This is a genomic window from Vibrio sp. R10-SF1-ISO8, assembly GCF_059833805.1.
Map to the genome: position 1 here is coordinate 432,980 of NZ_JCBDHL010000010.1, position 17,007 is coordinate 449,986.

At 45.0% G+C, this 17,007-nt stretch carries 20 protein-coding genes; 13 read left to right on the forward strand and 7 right to left on the reverse strand.

Features of this window, described 5'->3' with window-relative positions; translation table 11 throughout:
* The first annotated feature begins 10 nt into the window (after positions 1-10).
* Complete coding sequence (locus tag AC6R00_RS07580) at positions 11-727, forward strand: YebC/PmpR family DNA-binding transcriptional regulator (RefSeq protein WP_008074122.1); 717 nt, start codon at positions 11-13, stop codon at positions 725-727.
* 140 nt (positions 728-867) lie between these two features.
* Entirely contained in the window at positions 868-2,100 is a 1,233-nt protein-coding gene (locus AC6R00_RS07585) for a lysozyme inhibitor LprI family protein (protein WP_500639908.1), read from the forward strand.
* Between the two features lie 57 nt (positions 2,101-2,157).
* Here AC6R00_RS07585 and AC6R00_RS07590 read toward each other — a convergent pair whose 3' ends face one another.
* Positions 2,158-2,394: a DUF2798 domain-containing protein gene (locus AC6R00_RS07590; protein WP_500639909.1), complete on the reverse strand. Its 237-nt coding sequence runs from the start codon at positions 2,392-2,394 to the stop codon at positions 2,158-2,160.
* Positions 2,395-2,477: 83 nt separating this feature from the next.
* Here AC6R00_RS07590 and AC6R00_RS07595 point away from each other — a divergent pair, with 83 nt between their 5' ends.
* Positions 2,478-3,383 carry a LysR family transcriptional regulator gene (locus AC6R00_RS07595; protein WP_500639910.1) on the forward strand — a complete coding sequence of 302 codons (906 nt, stop codon included), beginning with the start codon at positions 2,478-2,480 and terminating at the stop codon, positions 3,381-3,383.
* Positions 3,384-3,421: 38 nt separating this feature from the next.
* The gene (locus AC6R00_RS07600; RefSeq protein WP_500639911.1) at positions 3,422-4,153 is read left to right on the forward strand and encodes a glucose 1-dehydrogenase; all 732 of its coding nucleotides are present in this window, start codon (positions 3,422-3,424) and stop codon (positions 4,151-4,153) included.
* 47 nt (positions 4,154-4,200) lie between these two features.
* Here the strand turns inward: AC6R00_RS07600 and AC6R00_RS07605 are convergent, their stop codons facing one another.
* Positions 4,201-4,857 (reverse strand): cupin domain-containing protein, encoded by a 657-nt coding sequence (locus AC6R00_RS07605; protein ID WP_500639912.1) that lies wholly within the window; start codon positions 4,855-4,857, stop codon positions 4,201-4,203.
* 190 nt (positions 4,858-5,047) lie between these two features.
* Between AC6R00_RS07605 and AC6R00_RS07610 the strand changes: the two genes are divergently transcribed.
* Complete coding sequence (locus tag AC6R00_RS07610; RefSeq protein WP_500639913.1) at positions 5,048-5,395, forward strand: winged helix-turn-helix transcriptional regulator; 348 nt, start codon at positions 5,048-5,050, stop codon at positions 5,393-5,395.
* 35 nt (positions 5,396-5,430) lie between these two features.
* On the opposite strand, the gene AC6R00_RS07615 is transcribed toward AC6R00_RS07610, so the two are convergent.
* The 3 genes from AC6R00_RS07615 to ulaR form a co-directional block, all read right to left on the reverse strand.
* On the reverse strand, positions 5,431-6,678 hold the full coding sequence (locus AC6R00_RS07615) for a leucine-rich repeat-containing protein kinase family protein (RefSeq protein WP_500639914.1): 1,248 nt from the start codon (positions 6,676-6,678) through the stop codon (positions 5,431-5,433).
* Between the two features lie 151 nt (positions 6,679-6,829).
* Positions 6,830-7,897 (reverse strand): L-ascorbate 6-phosphate lactonase, encoded by a 1,068-nt coding sequence (gene ulaG / locus AC6R00_RS07620; protein ID WP_486788511.1) that lies wholly within the window; start codon positions 7,895-7,897, stop codon positions 6,830-6,832.
* Between the two features lie 115 nt (positions 7,898-8,012).
* Entirely contained in the window at positions 8,013-8,768 is a 756-nt protein-coding gene (ulaR, locus tag AC6R00_RS07625; RefSeq protein WP_486796058.1) for an HTH-type transcriptional regulator UlaR, read from the reverse strand.
* Positions 8,769-9,132: 364 nt separating this feature from the next.
* Here ulaR and AC6R00_RS07630 point away from each other — a divergent pair, with 364 nt between their 5' ends.
* The 7 genes from AC6R00_RS07630 (at position 9,133) to AC6R00_RS07660 (ending at position 15,152) form a co-directional block, all read left to right on the forward strand.
* Positions 9,133-10,893 (forward strand): PTS ascorbate-specific subunit IIBC, encoded by a 1,761-nt coding sequence (locus tag AC6R00_RS07630; protein ID WP_500639915.1) that lies wholly within the window; start codon positions 9,133-9,135, stop codon positions 10,891-10,893.
* Between the two features lie 71 nt (positions 10,894-10,964).
* Positions 10,965-11,441: a PTS sugar transporter subunit IIA gene (locus AC6R00_RS07635; RefSeq protein ID WP_500639916.1), complete on the forward strand. Its 477-nt coding sequence runs from the start codon at positions 10,965-10,967 to the stop codon at positions 11,439-11,441.
* A gap of 9 nt (positions 11,442-11,450) precedes the next feature.
* The gene (locus AC6R00_RS07640) at positions 11,451-12,143 is read left to right on the forward strand and encodes an L-ribulose-5-phosphate 4-epimerase (RefSeq protein ID WP_500639917.1); all 693 of its coding nucleotides are present in this window, start codon (positions 11,451-11,453) and stop codon (positions 12,141-12,143) included.
* A gap of 21 nt (positions 12,144-12,164) precedes the next feature.
* Positions 12,165-12,986, forward strand: a complete 822-nt coding sequence (locus AC6R00_RS07645) for a pyridoxal phosphatase (protein WP_500639918.1) — start codon at positions 12,165-12,167, stop codon at positions 12,984-12,986.
* Positions 12,987-12,991: 5 nt separating this feature from the next.
* Complete coding sequence (locus AC6R00_RS07650) at positions 12,992-13,639, forward strand: 3-keto-L-gulonate-6-phosphate decarboxylase UlaD (RefSeq protein WP_500639919.1); 648 nt, start codon at positions 12,992-12,994, stop codon at positions 13,637-13,639.
* Positions 13,640-13,648: 9 nt separating this feature from the next.
* Positions 13,649-14,530: an L-ribulose-5-phosphate 3-epimerase gene (locus AC6R00_RS07655; RefSeq protein ID WP_500639920.1), complete on the forward strand. Its 882-nt coding sequence runs from the start codon at positions 13,649-13,651 to the stop codon at positions 14,528-14,530.
* 199 nt (positions 14,531-14,729) lie between these two features.
* A complete protein-coding gene (locus AC6R00_RS07660) occupies positions 14,730-15,152 on the forward strand; it encodes a hypothetical protein (RefSeq protein ID WP_004746289.1) in 423 nt (140 codons plus the stop codon).
* A gap of 47 nt (positions 15,153-15,199) precedes the next feature.
* On the opposite strand, the gene AC6R00_RS07665 is transcribed toward AC6R00_RS07660, so the two are convergent.
* Together AC6R00_RS07665 and AC6R00_RS07670 are read right to left on the reverse strand one after the other, a co-directional pair.
* Positions 15,200-15,577 (reverse strand): hypothetical protein, encoded by a 378-nt coding sequence (locus AC6R00_RS07665; protein WP_494504093.1) that lies wholly within the window; start codon positions 15,575-15,577, stop codon positions 15,200-15,202.
* A 9-nt stretch (positions 15,578-15,586) separates the two neighbouring features.
* Complete coding sequence (locus AC6R00_RS07670; protein ID WP_171380939.1) at positions 15,587-15,892, reverse strand: monooxygenase; 306 nt, start codon at positions 15,890-15,892, stop codon at positions 15,587-15,589.
* A 131-nt stretch (positions 15,893-16,023) separates the two neighbouring features.
* Between AC6R00_RS07670 and AC6R00_RS07675 the strand changes: the two genes are divergently transcribed.
* The gene (locus AC6R00_RS07675) at positions 16,024-16,917 is read left to right on the forward strand and encodes a LysR family transcriptional regulator (RefSeq protein WP_500640177.1); all 894 of its coding nucleotides are present in this window, start codon (positions 16,024-16,026) and stop codon (positions 16,915-16,917) included.
* The last annotated feature ends 90 nt before the right edge of the window (positions 16,918-17,007 follow it).

Consider the following 17,007-nt stretch of genomic DNA (forward strand, 5'->3'; position numbering starts at 1 on the left):
GAACATCCCGATGGGAAGAAGTTTTGAAGTGCGCAAAGCCTCAATGGCTAAAACTGCTGGCGCAAAAATTAAAGTTTATTCCAAATACGGTAAAGAAATTTACATGTGCGCGAAAAATGGCGGTGCAGACCCAGACATGAACTTGTCTCTTAAGCACCTGATCGCAAAAGCGAAAAAAGACCAAGTTCCTGCACACGTTATCGACAAAGCGATCGATAAAGCAAACGGTGGTGGCGGCGAAGACTACGTTCCTGCGCGCTACGAAGGCTTTGGTCCTGGCGGCACAAGCGTCATCGTTGATTGTCTAACTGACAACGGTAACCGTACTTTCCAAGATGTACGCCAGTGTTTCGTTAAAACAGGTGCGAAAATTGGTGTTGAAGGTTCTGTTTCACACATGTTTGATCACCAAGCAGTATTCCAGTTTAAAGGCGATGATGATGAAATCATTCTAGAAACGCTGATGATGGAAGACGTAGACGTGACTGACGTTGAACTTGAAGATGGCGTGATTACGGTTTTCGCACCTCACACTGAGTTCTTCAAAACTAAGACTGCTCTAAACGGTGCGTTCCCAGACCTGACTCTTGATGTAGAAGAGATCACTTTCGTACCTCAAACTCACACGCCAGTTGCGGGTGAAGATGCAGAGAAATTCCAGAAGTTCTTAGACCTTCTTGATGACTGTGATGACGTTCAGCAGGTTTACCACAACGCTGAGCTGTAATCGCTAAGCGCTGCAAATCAGATAAACTAAAAAGGGATCGATTCGATCCCTTTTTTTGTTTTCGCGTGTTAAAAATAGGGCTGATACCAAACTCGAAAGAGCATTCATTCTGCTCACTCTGTTATTGATGGACCAATGATATGATGACCAAATTTATTCCGATTGTATTGAGTTGTAGCTTGGCTTTTTCCGCTGCTGCTACTGAGCTGGATCTCGTGACGCAAGCGCAGCAGCTCTATGAAGCAGGCGATAAAAAACAAGCGCAGACTTTGTTTACTCAGGCGGCTGAGCAGGGCAGTGCAGAAGCGCACTTTAGACTTGCTTACCAATACACTTTAACGGATGAAGAGAGTGTCAACCATTTGCAGCAAGCCGCGGTGCATGGTCATCAAGAGGCACTAAAATACTATCTAGATAAGGTCTTTTTCCGCGCAGGCAGCATTAGAGTGTCTGACCCTAAAAGCGCACTAGAGACTTACTATAAAGCCAAACGTAAAAATCCTAACTTGACCCTCTATGATGAACAAGAAAAGGTGCAAGTACTGACTTACGCTGCCGAAGTTCCTGAGCGTGACCCTGATGTATTCTTTAAAACTTATCAGGTAGAGGATGAAGATGGAGATTGGCCCTTCTACGATGTATGGGAGTTAGCTGAACAAGCTTCAAAAGAGGGAAGTAAGTTTGGTAAACCCGATCCGGAGCTGGTGTTTTGGTTGATAACGCGTGGTGGTGATGTGCCTGCAGAGCTGTCGTTTGCGGTCACCGATTACTATAAGCATTGGAAAAATGATCAAGTGGTGCCTTTTAATCTTTGTCATTGCGTGACCAGTGGCGCGGGGGCAGGGTATTGCGCTGATAGGGATGCCGTAGAGCAGGAGAAACGTCGCCAAACTGAGCTTTCAGCGTTAACTGAAAAACTGCCTGTGGAGAGCATAGCTCTGTTGAATCTTGCTTATAAAGAGATGGAAGATTATGTCACGCTCAAAGCGCAGCAAGAAGAAATGCATGGTGGTACGGGGCGTACTGCTTGGATTATAGACTCGATTCAGTCGCAGAAGGATCTTTATCTTTCAACGCTAGATAAAGCCATTCAAGGCGATATAGAGGCCGTTTCCACGCCACTCAGTGAAACAGATAGCCAATTAAATGCGACATACAAAAAGCTAATGAGTGCGCTTAAACTGCCATCAGAAGACTATGCGATGCCAAAACCACAAGCTGATGATGTAAGAGAAGTGCAAAGGCAGTGGATTAAACATCGCGATGCGACATGTCGCTTGATCGCGTCAGTCGAGCCACAGTTAAAAGAGCAATGCCTTAATTGGATAACGGCTCAAAGAGAGCAAGAGTTGCAAGGTATTATCACGCCATAATGGCACCAACAAATATGACAAGGGGACATGAGGTCCCCTTTTTGTTTTTTAAATGCTTTAAGCTTGCGAGACAGCGCTTGCGCCAGCTAACCAGTTAGACAACTTTCTAATTTGCGGTAAGACAGTCAAGTTAAGTGTTAGCGCTGCCGGCCATGCCAGAAGAAAGCTATCTAGCCAAATTGCTGGCCACTCGTTACTAAAACCCAGTTTATAGCCAGAAATTAATCCCGACATAATGATGGCCATGGTCAAAGACGAAAGCAGGGCGGAAATCCAAAAATGTTTGCGGTTCATAAATTCTCCTCTTCTTATTGTTGTTCTGATGTATTTAAGGATATAACTATCCAATAGTGAAAAAAATAAGCAGGTATAGAAGTATGAATTCCATATTTGGAAACATGGATGATCTCTATTTGTTTTGTAGTGTGGTGGAAGAAGGCTCTTTGCTGTCGGCTTCTAAAAAGCTTCAGCTTCCTGTTTCGACCATGTCACGTCGCTTATCTGCGCTTGAACAGCGCCTCAATACGCGATTATTGGAAAAGAAGGGCAGAGAGCTAGTTGCAACACAAAGTGGCTCAGAAGCCTTTGAGTTGCTTAGAAGTGGCATGGAATCGGTCGAATCTGGATTCGGACAAATGCTTTCTGATACACAGGAAGTATCGGGTAAGATAAAGCTCGCTATTCCGCACAACTTTTATCGAGCCTTTGTGGGGGAGGTGGTCGAGCAGTTTTTGGTTGATCACCCCAAAGTATCGCTCGACTTAGTGCTTAGCCAAGAGCAAGCAGTACCACAGACTGACCGAGATTTGCTGATCACCTTCGACTTGGCTGAGATGAATGAGATGATCGCTAGACCTTTATTTAAAGCTCGCCATGCCTTTTTTGCCAGTCCTGAGTACTTAACCAAAGTAGGGGAGGTTAACGATCTTGCCTCTTTGAGTCAGCTTGACTGGGTCAGCGTTGATCATGCTCTAGACATTTCCGTGTATGAGCAAGAGCATCTGGTTGATGTGATGAGCGTGAAGCCTAAGCTGATCGTGAATGATATTTTGGCGGTATGTGGCGCAGTAGAGAAAGGTTTGGGCGTGGCGTCGTTGCCTTTCAGACATGTGCATAAAGGGATGAACTTAGTTAGGGTGCTGCCTCAGTATCAACGCAGTGTTAGACAAGCCTACTTGGTGTATAAGCAAAGGCGCTATCAACCTAAGGCATTGAGTTTGTTGGTAGAGCGTTTAATGGCTGGTGTAGAGAAGATGCAAGAACCAACGGATTTTACACTGTAAAGTCACCTTAATTGGAATTGAAGAGTAAAGGAAATCAAATGGATAAAGTGGTTATTGTAACGGGAGCGGGTAGGGGAATTGGCGCTGAAACCGCAAAACTTCTTGCAAGCCAAGGCTATGCCGTCGCGGTCAATTATCTTAAAAACCACCAGCGTGCTGATGAAGTGGTTGAGCAGATTACTTCCGAGGGCGGAAATGCGTTCGCGATTCAGGCTGATGTTTCAGACCAAGAGCAAGTTGAAGCTATGTTTGCCCAAATTACCCAGCGCTATGGCACAGTCACTCATTTGGTGAACAATGCAGGTATTCTGTTTACTCAATCAACCTTGAGTGAGATTGACCTAGAACGATTCAAGAAGGTAATGGACGCCAATGTCATAAGCTGCTTTTTGTGCTGTAAAGCGTTTATCAATCAGCTTGATAGAAATGGCTCTATCGTTAACGTCTCTTCCGCTGCCTCAAGAACAGGAGCGCCATTTGAATACGTAGACTACGCGGCCTCTAAAGGCGCGATGGACTCGTTAACCAAAGGACTGTCACTTGAGCTTGCGTCACGTAATATTCGTGTTAATGGTGTCAGACCAGGCTGTATTTATACAGAAATGCACGCCGATGGGGGGGAGCCAGGACGCGTAGATAGGCTTGGGCCACAACTTCCGTTGGGACGCGGAGGAACGGCATTAGAAGTCGCGAACTCTATTGCTTGGTTATTGTCTGATGAGGCGTCGTTCGTCACTGGCTCTTTTATCGATATAGCGGGTGGTCGATAATTGCTTTTTAACAAGGGCATTCGCTAAGCCTATGCCCTTACATTGGGCTAAACCACCAGAGGCAAATGGCCTGTCTTCACTAGGATCACGGTTTCTTGTTCGACGTAAGGAAAGTGCTCACTCATATGCGGGCTGCGTATCCAACAACCTTGTGGATACTGCCCGTGTTCATCGGAGAATTTGCCACTGAGAACAAGGATCTCTTCACCACCAAAATGCTTATGTGGTTGAAACCTTTCTCCGGCTGGCCATTTCACTAAGGCAACATGCTCATGCTCAAAATCATGTAGGGGCATCACTTCAAGGCCGCCAATCCCTGTAAGCCATTGCTGTGTGTTTGTGTTGACTCGTACTGTCGCACTATCGCGTGCATCAAATTGATTTAGTTTGACTAATATCACGCAGCCTTTGTCGCTAAATGGAGCATGGTTACTGCCCGGAGGGTTACGTAAATAAGTCCCTGCTGGGTAATCGCCATTTTCATCGGAGAACACCCCCTCTAACACAAAGATCTCTTCACCCATTGGGTGAGGGTGGGTTTTAAACTGAGAGCCTGCTTCATAGCGCACAATACTTGTCGTATGGCCTGATTCCGCTTCCTCACGTTCGAGTTGTTTACGCCAAACACCTTGGGCAGGGCTGGCGATCCAAGGCATAGACTGAGTATCAATCACGACTCGCTCAGCAAAATTCATATTGAGCATACTTTTCTCCTTCCCGTTACTTGTTCAATTGAAGGCAGTGTTATTGGCATCAGGCAATGGGATTATTTAGATAAGAATATTCCAGTTTCTTATCGTTTTGGTTATTTTGTTAGTACTTATACTACCCATATACCAAGGCGTTAGATAGTAAGTACTAACTGGTGGGGTAGGTACTTATTGGTACATCTTTATGAATAACAAAGAGAAAAAATTTTCGAGGAAAGTCGCTCCTCAAAGTAGCGCGCGGATGGTCGAAACCATCTATGGCTGCAAATGGTCACTAACGGTTTATCAATTGCTTGCTGCAGGCATAAATCGTCCTGGAGAGATGGTGCGTAGCGTTGAAGGGCTGTCGACTAAGGTGCTAAATCAATGTCTAAAGCGTAATGTAGAGTTCGGTATTTTAGATAAAGTGGTTTACAACGAGTTGCCGCCAAGGGTGGAATATCAGGTGACGGATTTTGGGGAGAAGTTTCTCGCCGTACTTGAGCAACTTGAAGCGCTTCAGCAAGAGATTGACCGTGATTTAGAGCGCTAATAGACATGTAATACTAGCGCTCTTTGTAAAGCAGTTTAGCCAGTGATTAAGGCTAGGTTCTTTAAGCTTTTGTAGGCCGCAGTTTGTGTTTCAATCGGCTTACATACCGAGAGCAGATCATCAATAAAGTGCCCCAAAGCGCGAGCTTCAATCTTTCTAATACCGCGTTGTTGGGTTTCGGTTAAGTAGTCATAGACTGATGCGGCGCCAAAATCGCCAAATATCATCTCACCTTGTTCATTGATCAACACATTGTGCGCGTAGAGGTCACCATGACATACCTTGTTATCGTGTAGGTGATTAAACACATCCATCATCTGGTCAACGATCTTTTCAATCTGACTGACCGAAAGGGTGAAGTCTTGCTTAAAAACATCTCGTGTACAGGTTTGTAGTGTTGGTGGTAGACCAAGATTGAAGTAGCTATCTGGGATCAACTCCATCACTAGGGCAAGGTGATTGTCCTCGTTTACTTGAGCGATAGATTTCACAAGGTTGTGGTGGTGACCCGTTTGCAGGCAAGCTTGCAGCTCATCGCAAGGATAGCCATCACTGGTTACATCCCCCTTAAACACTTTTACCGCAACATTGGCTGGGAAGTCGAAATTGGCATCAATCCAGTCCGCGTGAGAGATCACCCCTGATGCCCCTTGCCCTAGAACATGATTAAGCTTGTAAGCGCTTGAAGCAACTTGTGGAACACTCTCTTCAAGACTGGTTCTTTCACAGAAAGGGTTGCCTGCAAAAGCCATCCACGCCAGTTTGGGAAGCTCAAGTAGTACGCTAGGGAAGCACTCAAGCTGATTTGCTGATAGGCGCACTAACTCCAAGTTGAGCAACTGGCTAAAGCTGTTGGGTAGTGATGTCAGTTTGTTACCTGCCAAGGCTAATTTTTGCAGGCGCGGGCGATAACCCAAAGATTCTGGCAATTTAGCGATCTGGTTATCAGTCAGAATTAACCAACGAAGTTGCTCTGGCAATGACTCTTCGGCGACACGAACAATTTGGTTACTTTTAAAGCCAACCATCTCAAGCTTTTCGCAGCGTCCGAGAACAAGCGGAAGGCGTGTGAAACGGTTATTGGAAGCAAACACTATTTTGAGTTGCTTTAATTCAGTGAGCCATTCTGGCAGTTCACTTAAAAGGTTGTTCGAAACATCGAGAATTTCCAGCGTATCAGCTAAGGCTAAGATCTCTTGTGGTAACTCGGTTAATTGTTCAGAAATTTGAAGACGCTGAATGCCTGCAAGCTCTCCGCTTTTAAGCTGTTCTACTGTGTGCAAACTGACTGCCTATAATTGCTCGTGAATGGGAAAAGAGCGCGTATTCTACGCAGGTTGGCAACAAAAGGCGAGGTGAGCGTTAGGTGGGAATTAGGTTCGACAATAAAAAAGCCGAGTGGGTAAACACTCGGCTTGGCAGTTATGGGTACGGTTATAAAAACGCCTTGTATGGCAGTTCTGGTTCATTTTTAAAGATGTCTTTGAAACCACGGAAGTGCTGATAATGCATACGCCCTTTGTCTGTTGGGTATGTGTACTTACCGCCAACCTGCCAGAAGAACGGAGCAAAGCTGTACTGAAGACGATCTTTTTTCATGTTCCATAGCACTTCAATTTCTCGAGGGTCATTCTGGAAGTTGGCCCAGATGTCGTGGTGGAATGGCATTACGACCTCACAGTCTAGTGACTCAGCCGCTCTGAGAATATCCGATGAAGTCATTTTATCAGTGACACCGCGAGGGTTCTCACCATAAGAAAGTAATGCAACATCAATTTGGTACTCGTTACCATGTGATGCGTAGTAGTTCGAGTAGTGTGAGTCACCAGAGTGATAAACGGAACCACCCGTTGTTTCGATTAAATAATTGACGGCACGTTTGTCCATTCCATCCAAGATCTCTTTGTCGTATGACGATGTGCCTTCTGGAAGTGTTACTAGTGCAGTACGGTCAAATGAGTCGAGAACGCGGATCTTCATGTCACCCACTTCTAATACATCACCAACTTTTGCTACAACGCAACGCTCCTCAGGAACTCCCCAGCCCATCCATAGATCGACACAAGCTTGTGGGCCGATAAATTTAACGTGCTCAGAGCAGTTTTGTAGGACCGCAGCGGCAACGTTGACATCAATATGATCAGCGTGATCATGAGAGGCGAGTACAGCATCGATCTCTTTGATCGCAAATGGGTCAAGTGGGAAAATTGCTGTACGCAAGTTTGGTTGAAGCGCTTCTACACCACCCATACGCATCATCTGGTGTTGGTTTTTCATGAACGCATTCTTTTGAGTTTTCTTACCTGTACCACACCAGAAGTCGATCGAAACATTGGTATTGCCTTCACTTTTTAGCCAGATCCCAGTACACCCTAGCCACCACATAGAGAATGTATTTGGTTCTACAACAGTATTTTCGATCTCTTCGTTTAGCCATGTACCCCACTCAGGGAAAGTGCTTAAGATCCAAGATTCACGGGTTATTTCATTCACTTTGCTCATAACAGTACCTTTAATTTCACGAAATTTGATTTATTTAGGATGTAGGGAGCCAAGCGTCTTAATATGAGATTAAGACACTGAGCAATTTATTGTGTTATTTATCTATTTGGTGGCGTTAAACCAGAATGACTTGTGTTCCTTGAGCTTCAATAGCTTTGACAACGTCAGGGTTGGCATCTTTGCCGGTTATAACGATATCAATCTTGCTCGCGGGGCAGAAAACCATCCCTGTTCTTTGACCCACTTTCGAACTATCCACTACCACGACTAACTTATCGATTTGCTCAAGCATTTGCTGCTCTGCTACAGCGGTAAGCATGTCTGCTTTATAAAGCCCCGCTTCCGTTAAGCCTTTGCCTGAGGTAAACATCCAGTTACCCGCGTACCCACCCAACGAATCAGGAGCAGGGTTAAGAAAGATGTTTTGCGCTTTATTGTATTGGCCACCAATAATGATCACATCGTCATGATCCTCATTGATTAGATAGCTCGCCAATGGAAAGTAGTTGGTGACAATCTGTACATCTTGGCCACACAGCTTTTGGCCCAGTAAAAATGCGGTTGAACCACAGTTGATGACCACGCTATCGCCCGGGTCGCACAACTCAGCGGCACGTAAGGCTATAAGAGACTTCTCTTCATAGTGCTCAGTACTGTTGATGTTTAGTGGTGACCACTTTTTCTTTTGGCTCTCAATACGCTCAGCACCGTTACGAACTTTACGTAATTTGCCCAACTCATCGAGCTTTGAAATGTCGCGACGAGCTGTCGCAGGAGAAACATTAAAGCTGTTGATGATATGCGAGACGTTGATCGTCCGATTTTCTTCTAATAACGACAAGATACCGTCGTGTCTTTGTACTTCGTTCATTCTTATCACCTTTTCAAGTGTTGTGATTACTTGGTGATTGCTTGTGATTTGTTTTGATTCTAATAATCATCAGTTTGATTGTCAAATAACCATGAAACAAAAATATGTTATAAATCACAAATAATTATAAGTTGCTGATTTTTATGTGTTTAGTGGTTTTTGGTGTGATCGGTGACCCAAAAACAGCCATTGAATGAGGGCAAAATTGATAAAAATCAAAATAATCACAAATGAGCATTGAATGATTACTTTTGATTGTTAAAGTTTAATTCGTGAGCAAAAGAGAGCGTATTTCACACATTAAGTTGAAAACGTTCTGTCCTACGAACCAAATAAAATTACAAATACTATTAGGGGTAAAGATATGGAGTTCTTATACGACATCTTCTATATATTTTACAGCCAAGTAATGACCAAAGCCCCCTTGCTGCTTGGTCTCGTTACTTTTATTGGCTATTGGCTGCTGAGACGCGATCCTACGACGATAATCAAAGGCTCAATCAAAACGATTGTTGGCTTTATGCTAGTCCAAGTTGGTGCGGGCACATTGGTTAAGGGGTTTAAACCCGTCATTGAAAAGTTGTCGGAATATCATGGATTGACGGGATCCGTTATTGACCCATATACAACCATGATGGCGACGATGGAAAACATGGGAGATATGTATTCCTGGGTTGGCTATGCAGTACTGCTAGCGTTAGGCATTAACATTCTCCTCGTCCTTTTCCGCCGCTTCACTGGCATTCGCACTATTATGCTGACTGGGCATATCATGTTCCAACAGGCAGGTTTGGTTGCTGTTTTCTACTTCATCCTTGGCGCTTCAATGTGGGAGACCATCCTATATTCAGCAGTGTTAATGGCGCTGTATTGGGGTATCTCTTCCAATATCATGTTCAAGCCTACTGAGGAAGTAACGGGTGGTGCTGGTTTCTCTATTGGTCACCAACAGCAGGTTGCTTCTTGGATCGCGACTAAGATTGCACCAAAACTTGGCGATAAGAACGATAGTGTAGACCATATCGAACTGCCTAAATGGCTGCATATCTTCCATGATAGTATCGCTGCAACAGCGATCGTTATGACGGTTTTCTTTGGCATTATCTTGCTGTCGTTTGGCCTAGATAACCTACAAACAATGGCGGGTAAAACGCACTGGACAATCTACATCCTAGAAACAGGCTTGAAGTTTGCTGTAGCGATTCAAGTTATCGTTGCTGGTGTTCGTATGTTCGTTGCTGAACTGTCAGAAGCATTTAAGGGTATTTCTGAACGCGTGATTCCAAATGCAGTATTGGCTATCGACTGTGCTGCGATCTACGCGTTTTCTCCTAACGCTATGGTGTTTGGCTTCATGTGGGGTGCTATTGGCCAATTCCTTGCTGTTGGCGCGCTGCTGCTTGCTGACTCTCCAATCATGATCATTCCAGGTTTCATTCCAATGTTCTTCTCGAACGCAACAATTGGTGTCTTTGCTAACCACTTTGGTGGCTGGAAAGCGGTTATGAAGATCTGTTTCGTGATGGGCATTATCGAAGTGGTTGGCTCTGCTTGGGCTATTCAGCTGATTAGTAATCATGGTGTGGAGTTCAGTGGTTGGATGGGTATGGCTGACTGGGCTCTAGTGTTCCCACCTATCTTTGCCGGTATCTCAATGTCAAAAGCCTTCTTCTGGGTATTAGTCGCACTTTCACTGGTATACATGTTCTTTGCGTCCAAACAGCTTCGAGCAGAAGAAGATGCGCAAGGCGTTGTTTCTGTTACAGAAGAACCTGAAGTGATTGAAGCGGTAGAGAAAGCGATCAAAGCGAGCGACGGTGTTCGCCCAGTAAGCATCTTAGCTGTATGTGGTAATGGGCAAGGCTCTTCAATGATGATGAAGATGAAGATTGGTAAATACCTAGAGAAAAAAGGTATCCCTCATGTCATGGACTCATGTGCGGTATCTGACTACAAGTCTAAGCTTGCGTCCACTGACATCATCGTCTCATCGAAACACTTATCTGCTGAAATGGAGCCAGGCGAAGGCAAGTTTGTCTTGGGTGTACAGAACATGCTCAATCCGAACTCTTTTGGTGATGAGTTATTAGAAATCATCGATAAGAACTTCGCTGGAGCAAAGTAACCTCTATACAAAACAACCAATAACAATAACTAAGTGCCAGTTATTGCTGGCACTTCACTGGAGATAGAACAATGGGTTTTAAGCAATCACTGATCGACAACAACTCAATCAAACTACAAGCTTCTGCTTCTAATTGGCGTGAAGCTATCACCATTGGTACAGACATGCTGACCGCATCTGGTGCGATTTTGCCAAGCTACCACGAGGCGATTATCAACAGTGTAGAGAAACTAGGCCCTTACATCTGCATTGCACCTAACTTGGCACTGCCTCACGCTCGCCCAGAAGATGGCGTAATTCGAACGGCTTTTGCGCTCGTTACTCTCGAAGAGCCTGTGTTCTTTGAAGGGGAGGATGAGCCTGTTGATGTACTGATTACGTTAGCTGGAAGCTCTTCAGATGAGCATATGGAAAGCTTAATGGAAGTGACCACGGTACTTGATGACGAAGATAGTGAAACGGGCGTTGATCTTAACAAGTTGCGCCGCTGCAGAACTAAAACTGATGTGTTTGACGTTATTGATGAAGCGCTAGCGGAAACGGCGTAAGGAGAAACTATGTATAGCGCACTAAAACAACGTGTCTTCGAAGCCAATCTCAAGCTGCCAAAATACGGCTTAGTGACATTCACCTGGGGAAATGTTTCGGAAATAGATCGCGAACTTGGTGTATTAGCAATCAAACCTTCCGGTGTTGAGTACGATGCCATGGCCGCAGACGACATGGTTATCGTGGATTTAGAAGGCCAAATTATTGAAGGGAAACTAAATCCTTCGAGTGATACAGCGACGCATATTGAAATCTATAAAGCGTTTCCAGAGGTTGGTGGCGTAGTGCACACTCACTCACGTAGTGCCACTATCTGGGCGCAGGCTGGGATTGATATTCCCGCACTCGGTACGACTCATGCCGACTACTTTTACGGAGATATCCCCTGCACCCGTAAGTTGTCTCACGATGAAATTTCAGGGGCTTATGAGAAAAATACTGGGCTCGTTATCATTGAAGAGTTCAAGCAACGCGGCATTAAGCCTATGGCTGTTCCTAGCGTGATTGTGGCAGGGCATGCGCCATTTTCTTGGGGCAAGAACGCGAATGATGCGGTTCACAATGCCGTAGTACTGGAAGAGATTTCGGCAATGGCGTTGGCAACTCGCTCGCTGAATAGTGGCATTAAAATTCAGCCAGAGCTCTCTGACAAACACTACCTGCGTAAACACGGTGAAAATGCTTACTACGGTCAGCGTTAATCTTTGTTGGAGGAAGAGCCCATGTACAAGGTATTAGCATTAGATTTAGATGGAACAGTGCTAACAGATGAACACACTATCCATCCTGAAGTTAAACGCGCGATTAAAGAAGCCAAGCAGCACTGTAAAGTCGTCGTGGTAACAGGGCGTCATCATACTGCTGCTAGGCCTTATTACTACGAGCTTGAACTAGACACTCCAATAATCTGCTGTAACGGCACGTATGTTTATGACTATGCCAATAAGAAGGTTCTCAAGCAGAACTCGATTGATAAGGAAGATGCGCAGATATTTATTGAGCTGGCGCGCGAGTTTCAAGTCAAGATGGTTATGTACATTTCTGACGCCATGACTTACTCGAACTACAACCCGATAACCTACATGCAAGCTTTGGAAAGCTGGGCTAAAACGGCACCACAAGCCCACCGTCCGAAGATATATAAGGTTGACTCATTCAGTGAAACAGCAAAACAGACAGAGCATGTTTGGAAGTTCGTTGTTGAGGGATGCCCAAGCTCAGTGGAGAGATTGTTGGGACACCCTTGGGTTGAGCGACAGTTCAATGGTGAGCGCTCTTGGTCAAACCGAATTGACTTTGCCGCAAAAGGAAACAGCAAGGGCTTCCGTCTTGCTGAATATGTCTCTGAACTTGGTTACCACGCAAATCATGTGATCGCGGTTGGCGACAATCACAATGATATCTCAATGCTTCAATACGCCAATTTAGGTGTCGCAATGCGCAATGCCGACGACACCGTGAAGTCACACGCCAAACTCGTGTGCTCGACAGATAACAATCAAGATGGCTTGGCCCGTCTAATACGTGAAAAAATTAAAGGATAACGAAGATGACAAAACCAATGATTCAAATAGCCCTAGACCAAACTAATTTACCTGCAGCCATTGAAGTTGCGAACAATGTTGAAAGCTTTGTTGATGTGATTGAAGTGGGCACTATCCTCGCATTTGCTGAGGGTATGAATGCGGTTTCGACTCTGCGTGCTAATCACCCTGATCATATTTTAGTGTGCGATATGAAAACGACAGACGGCGGAGCCATTCTAGCCAAAATGGCCTTCGAGGCGGGAGCTGATTGGATTACGGTTTCCGCTGCCGCACATATTGCAACTATAGAAGCGTGCAAGAAAGTCGCGGATCAGCACAAGGGCGAAATTCAGATTGAGATCTACGGTAATTGGACAATGGCAGACGCTCAAGCTTGGGTTGATTTAGGTGTCTCACAAGCCATTTATCACCGCTCTCGTGACGCAGAGTTGGCAGGAGTTGGCTGGACCGAACAAGACTTGGAAAAAATGCGTGCCTTGTCTGAACTTGGTCTAGAGTTATCGATCACTGGCGGTATCGTGCCTGAAGATCTTTACCTATTTGAGGGTATCAAGGCCAAAACTTTTATTGCGGGTCGAGCTCTAGCGGGTGAGCAGGGTAAGCAAACCGCTGAAGCACTTCGTGCTCAAATTGACCGCTTCTGGAGCTAGGAGTCGTCTATGTATCAAAATCTTCAACGCCACCGAGTCGGTTTGTATGAAAAGGCCCTACCTAACGAGCTAAGTTGGGAAGAAAAGCTTAAAACGACCAAAGAGCTAGGATTCGATTTTTTAGAGATCTCTGTGGATGAATCTGACGAACGTCGCAGCCGCTTAGATTGGGATGATGAAACCATTTATGCTCTGCGTCACCAGTGCGAACGTTATGGGGTTCCTCTTCAATCGATGTGTTTAAGCGCTCATCGCAAATACCCGTTCGGCTCAGTTGATCCTGAAACTCGCGAGCAAGCCTTACTGCATATGGAGAAAGCGATCTCATTGGCATACAAGCTAGGCGTGCGTACGATTCAGCTAGCAGGCTATGATGTCTATTATGAGCCAGCCAATCACGCGACTCACGAGCGGTTTATTCAAGGAATGAAACAGTCAGCGAAGCTAGCTGAAAGAGCCGGTGTCATGCTTGCTGTCGAGATTATGGATACCGACTACCTGAATTCATTAAGTAAATTTGAGGTATTAAGCCGAGAGGTCGATTCTCCTTATTTTACGGCTTACCCTGACGTTGGCAACATCTCTGGTTGGAACTACGATATCGTAACTGAGCTGAAATTGAGTAAACCACACATCACTCAAATTCACCTTAAGGACACCTATCGAGTGACTTCAGATTATAAAGGGCAATTTCGCGATTTGGTTATCGGCGAAGGCGAGGTCGATTTCAACTCGATATTCGATACCCTCAAGAAGACAGAATGCGTCGTCCCTTTGGTCATTGAAATGTGGGCTCAGGATGATAATTGGAAACAGAATATTGTCACTGCTCAGCGTCGGCTAAATCAAGCTTGTGATCATGCTGGCTTGCCAAAGCTATTTGCAGCTTAGCATTGAATAGAGGTGCCTAGCACAAGGGCATCATGCTCCGGCGCTCAATCAGAGCGCCCTTCATCCCCTTTATGGGATAGTGCAGTGCAAGCCCCCCGTATTGCACTGCGCATTTTCAATCGAATGCATAAGATTTGACTTCAAGTCTGAGTTGGAGCACAGTTGCGCTGACTTTCCTATCTATAAGCTGCATACAAGAATGAAACTGCTTCACTTACAACTGTTTTGGTACGAAAAACACCACACTCTACTGGAGATGGAAGATCTACCAAGCTTAACTCCTACCCAAGAACAAGAGCTAAAAGAGTGGGTGAAACAGCGCCGAAAAATTCTAAGTTATGAAGTCCACCAACAGACTTGGGTAAAAGTAAATGTTGATGGCTTTGCCTCACAGATTAGGCTCAACCCAAACGGTACTTTGTCGGAGAAAGATCTCTTCAGTGACAAATCGCTTCAGGGCTTGTGGAAAGTGATGGAAGGCTTCTTGTTTATAAAAGTCATAAGTGGTGAGTTTATTGTTGAGTATCAAATCGTTGGCAGTAACCTAGAAAACATTCACTGCGGAATCGAATACATCAACGGTAAAGTTAGCACTTACAGTAAGTTTATCGTGACGAAATAGGACAACTTTGGGCGTAGCTTTTAGACCATGCCCAAAGTGCACTGTTTTCAATTCTTTTGGGCACTCAACTGCCAATAGCTCAATAGTGACAACAGAGCGAAGAAGGCCGGATCGCTCCAACCGAAGCCGACAAAGATCCCTGTCAATCCAGCATAGCCAGTTATTACGACACCGAGAAGATTGGTGACAAGCAGAGCTTTGAGTAGCTGTTGCATTGTCTCCTTGTGCTCTATTTTTCTTAAAAACAGGCTTACTGCCGCTACGCCTCCGAGAAAGATACTTGTGTGTTGTGACAGGAAGTAAGCGTACTTATCGTTAATCTCAACGCCATACATTGGCCACATCATGGTTGGCAGAAAAAACAGTGCGAATGCAAACACAGTGTAGATGCTGCCGTGTAAGGTTAAAAACAGTCTGTTCGTCATAGCGGTTCCTTACAGACCTACTGGTCCACGATTGATTTCAGTCAGTGGCTGATTGATGTCAAAAATAACGCCACGTACTTCTGCTACGCCCATTTCTTTCAGCCTAGCAGCATGCATGTCTAGGTAATTTTGTGCGCTGACCTCATCTTGGAAAAGATAGATACCACCACCTAGCTTTTCAGATTCGCTTTCCGTCCAGATTTTCCAGATCATGCCTGGCTCTTGATTAATTGACTCCGCTAGACCAACTAATGCTTTAGACATCTCTGCGCCCATAGGGCCATGATATTCAAAATCGACTTGTAGTAGTTTCATTTTAGTTTCTCCGATTGTTGTCTGTTGTGAACGCGTGTTTCCGTTCGATGGAGATATTGTTGTCTATATAAATTGAACAGAAAAGTTCATAATGTTGTGTATAAATGTCTAAAAAATTGACAGGTTATGCGATGAGACTGAAAAGTACCCTTGAGCAATGGGTTACGCTGAAAGAAGTGGATCGGGCGGGCAGTATTCAAGCCGCGGCTTCGGCTTTAAACAAAAGCCATACAACCTTGATTTACTCGATCAAAAAGCTTGAAGATCAACTGGGCGTTAAGCTGGTGGAGGTTAAGGGCAGACGTGCAACAGTCACAGAGCATGGTCGTTCACTGCTTAGAAGAGCGAGCAGTATGCTCGAACAGGCAAGAGAGTTGGAAGACTTAAGCCAACAAATCTCAGCGGGTGTCGAGTCAGAGATTACAGTCGCGATAGATCACCTTTGCGACCCGAGCCTGCTCTATCAACCGATGGCAGAGTATCTTAGTCAAAACAGTACCACTTCGATTCAAGTGGTAGAGACATCTTTATCTAAAACGGCAGAAATGGTGACCAGTGAGCAAGCTGATATTGCGATTATTACTTTGCCGGTGACCAATTACCCGGCTCAAGCTTTTTCGATGACGAGTATGTTGCCCGTTGTCTCAAGTAAGCACCCACTCGCAAGTCAAAGTCAGGTTTGTATGGCGGATTTTGCCACTCATTGCCAAGTTGTCATTCGCGATCTGGGGGCTACTCCGGTTGAGAATAAAGAGCAAAATGTCGGTTGGTTAAAAGCGAATCAGCGGATAACCGTCGACAATTTTGACCATGCATTTCGAGCGGTGGAGCAAGGCGTCGGTTTTTGCCGTTTACCAGAGCACATCATCAAGCTAAGAAACACAGGCCAGCTTAAGGTGCTTAAAGTCGAGCACAATGAAAGGTATCAAGTCCCGCTGCATATTACGCTTCCTAAGGGAGCGAAAACTGGCCCAGCCGCCAAATGCTTCTACGAATTGTTATTATCAAAAGCGGCTAAAGGCTAATTGTAACCCTTGAAAACATAACAGTGAGTAATTACTTACAACCATTTGTTTACGTCGGTATGACGCAAAAAGTGACCTACCACACGCTGC

Coding starts and splice junctions, on each gene's coding strand:
- AC6R00_RS07635 (WP_500639916.1), top strand. CDS start 10,965: ATGGGTTTTAAGCAATCACTGATCGACAACAACTCAATCAAACTACAA.
- AC6R00_RS07660 (WP_004746289.1), top strand. CDS start 14,730: ATGAAACTGCTTCACTTACAACTGTTTTGGTACGAAAAACACCACACT.
- AC6R00_RS07645 (WP_500639918.1), top strand. CDS start 12,165: ATGTACAAGGTATTAGCATTAGATTTAGATGGAACAGTGCTAACAGAT.
- AC6R00_RS07600 (WP_500639911.1), top strand. CDS start 3,422: ATGGATAAAGTGGTTATTGTAACGGGAGCGGGTAGGGGAATTGGCGCT.
- AC6R00_RS07640 (WP_500639917.1), top strand. CDS start 11,451: ATGTATAGCGCACTAAAACAACGTGTCTTCGAAGCCAATCTCAAGCTG.
- AC6R00_RS07630 (WP_500639915.1), top strand. CDS start 9,133: ATGGAGTTCTTATACGACATCTTCTATATATTTTACAGCCAAGTAATG.
- ulaG (WP_486788511.1), bottom strand. CDS start 7,897: ATGAGCAAAGTGAATGAAATAACCCGTGAATCTTGGATCTTAAGCACT.
- AC6R00_RS07650 (WP_500639919.1), top strand. CDS start 12,992: ATGACAAAACCAATGATTCAAATAGCCCTAGACCAAACTAATTTACCT.
- AC6R00_RS07590 (WP_500639909.1), bottom strand. CDS start 2,394: ATGAACCGCAAACATTTTTGGATTTCCGCCCTGCTTTCGTCTTTGACC.
- AC6R00_RS07595 (WP_500639910.1), top strand. CDS start 2,478: ATGAATTCCATATTTGGAAACATGGATGATCTCTATTTGTTTTGTAGT.
- ulaR (WP_486796058.1), bottom strand. CDS start 8,768: ATGAACGAAGTACAAAGACACGACGGTATCTTGTCGTTATTAGAAGAA.
- AC6R00_RS07585 (WP_500639908.1), top strand. CDS start 868: ATGATGACCAAATTTATTCCGATTGTATTGAGTTGTAGCTTGGCTTTT.
- AC6R00_RS07670 (WP_171380939.1), bottom strand. CDS start 15,892: ATGAAACTACTACAAGTCGATTTTGAATATCATGGCCCTATGGGCGCA.
- AC6R00_RS07655 (WP_500639920.1), top strand. CDS start 13,649: ATGTATCAAAATCTTCAACGCCACCGAGTCGGTTTGTATGAAAAGGCC.
- AC6R00_RS07580 (WP_008074122.1), top strand. CDS start 11: ATGGGAAGAAGTTTTGAAGTGCGCAAAGCCTCAATGGCTAAAACTGCT.
- AC6R00_RS07675 (WP_500640177.1), top strand. CDS start 16,024: ATGAGACTGAAAAGTACCCTTGAGCAATGGGTTACGCTGAAAGAAGTG.
- AC6R00_RS07605 (WP_500639912.1), bottom strand. CDS start 4,857: ATGCTCAATATGAATTTTGCTGAGCGAGTCGTGATTGATACTCAGTCT.
- AC6R00_RS07665 (WP_494504093.1), bottom strand. CDS start 15,577: ATGACGAACAGACTGTTTTTAACCTTACACGGCAGCATCTACACTGTG.
- AC6R00_RS07610 (WP_500639913.1), top strand. CDS start 5,048: ATGAATAACAAAGAGAAAAAATTTTCGAGGAAAGTCGCTCCTCAAAGT.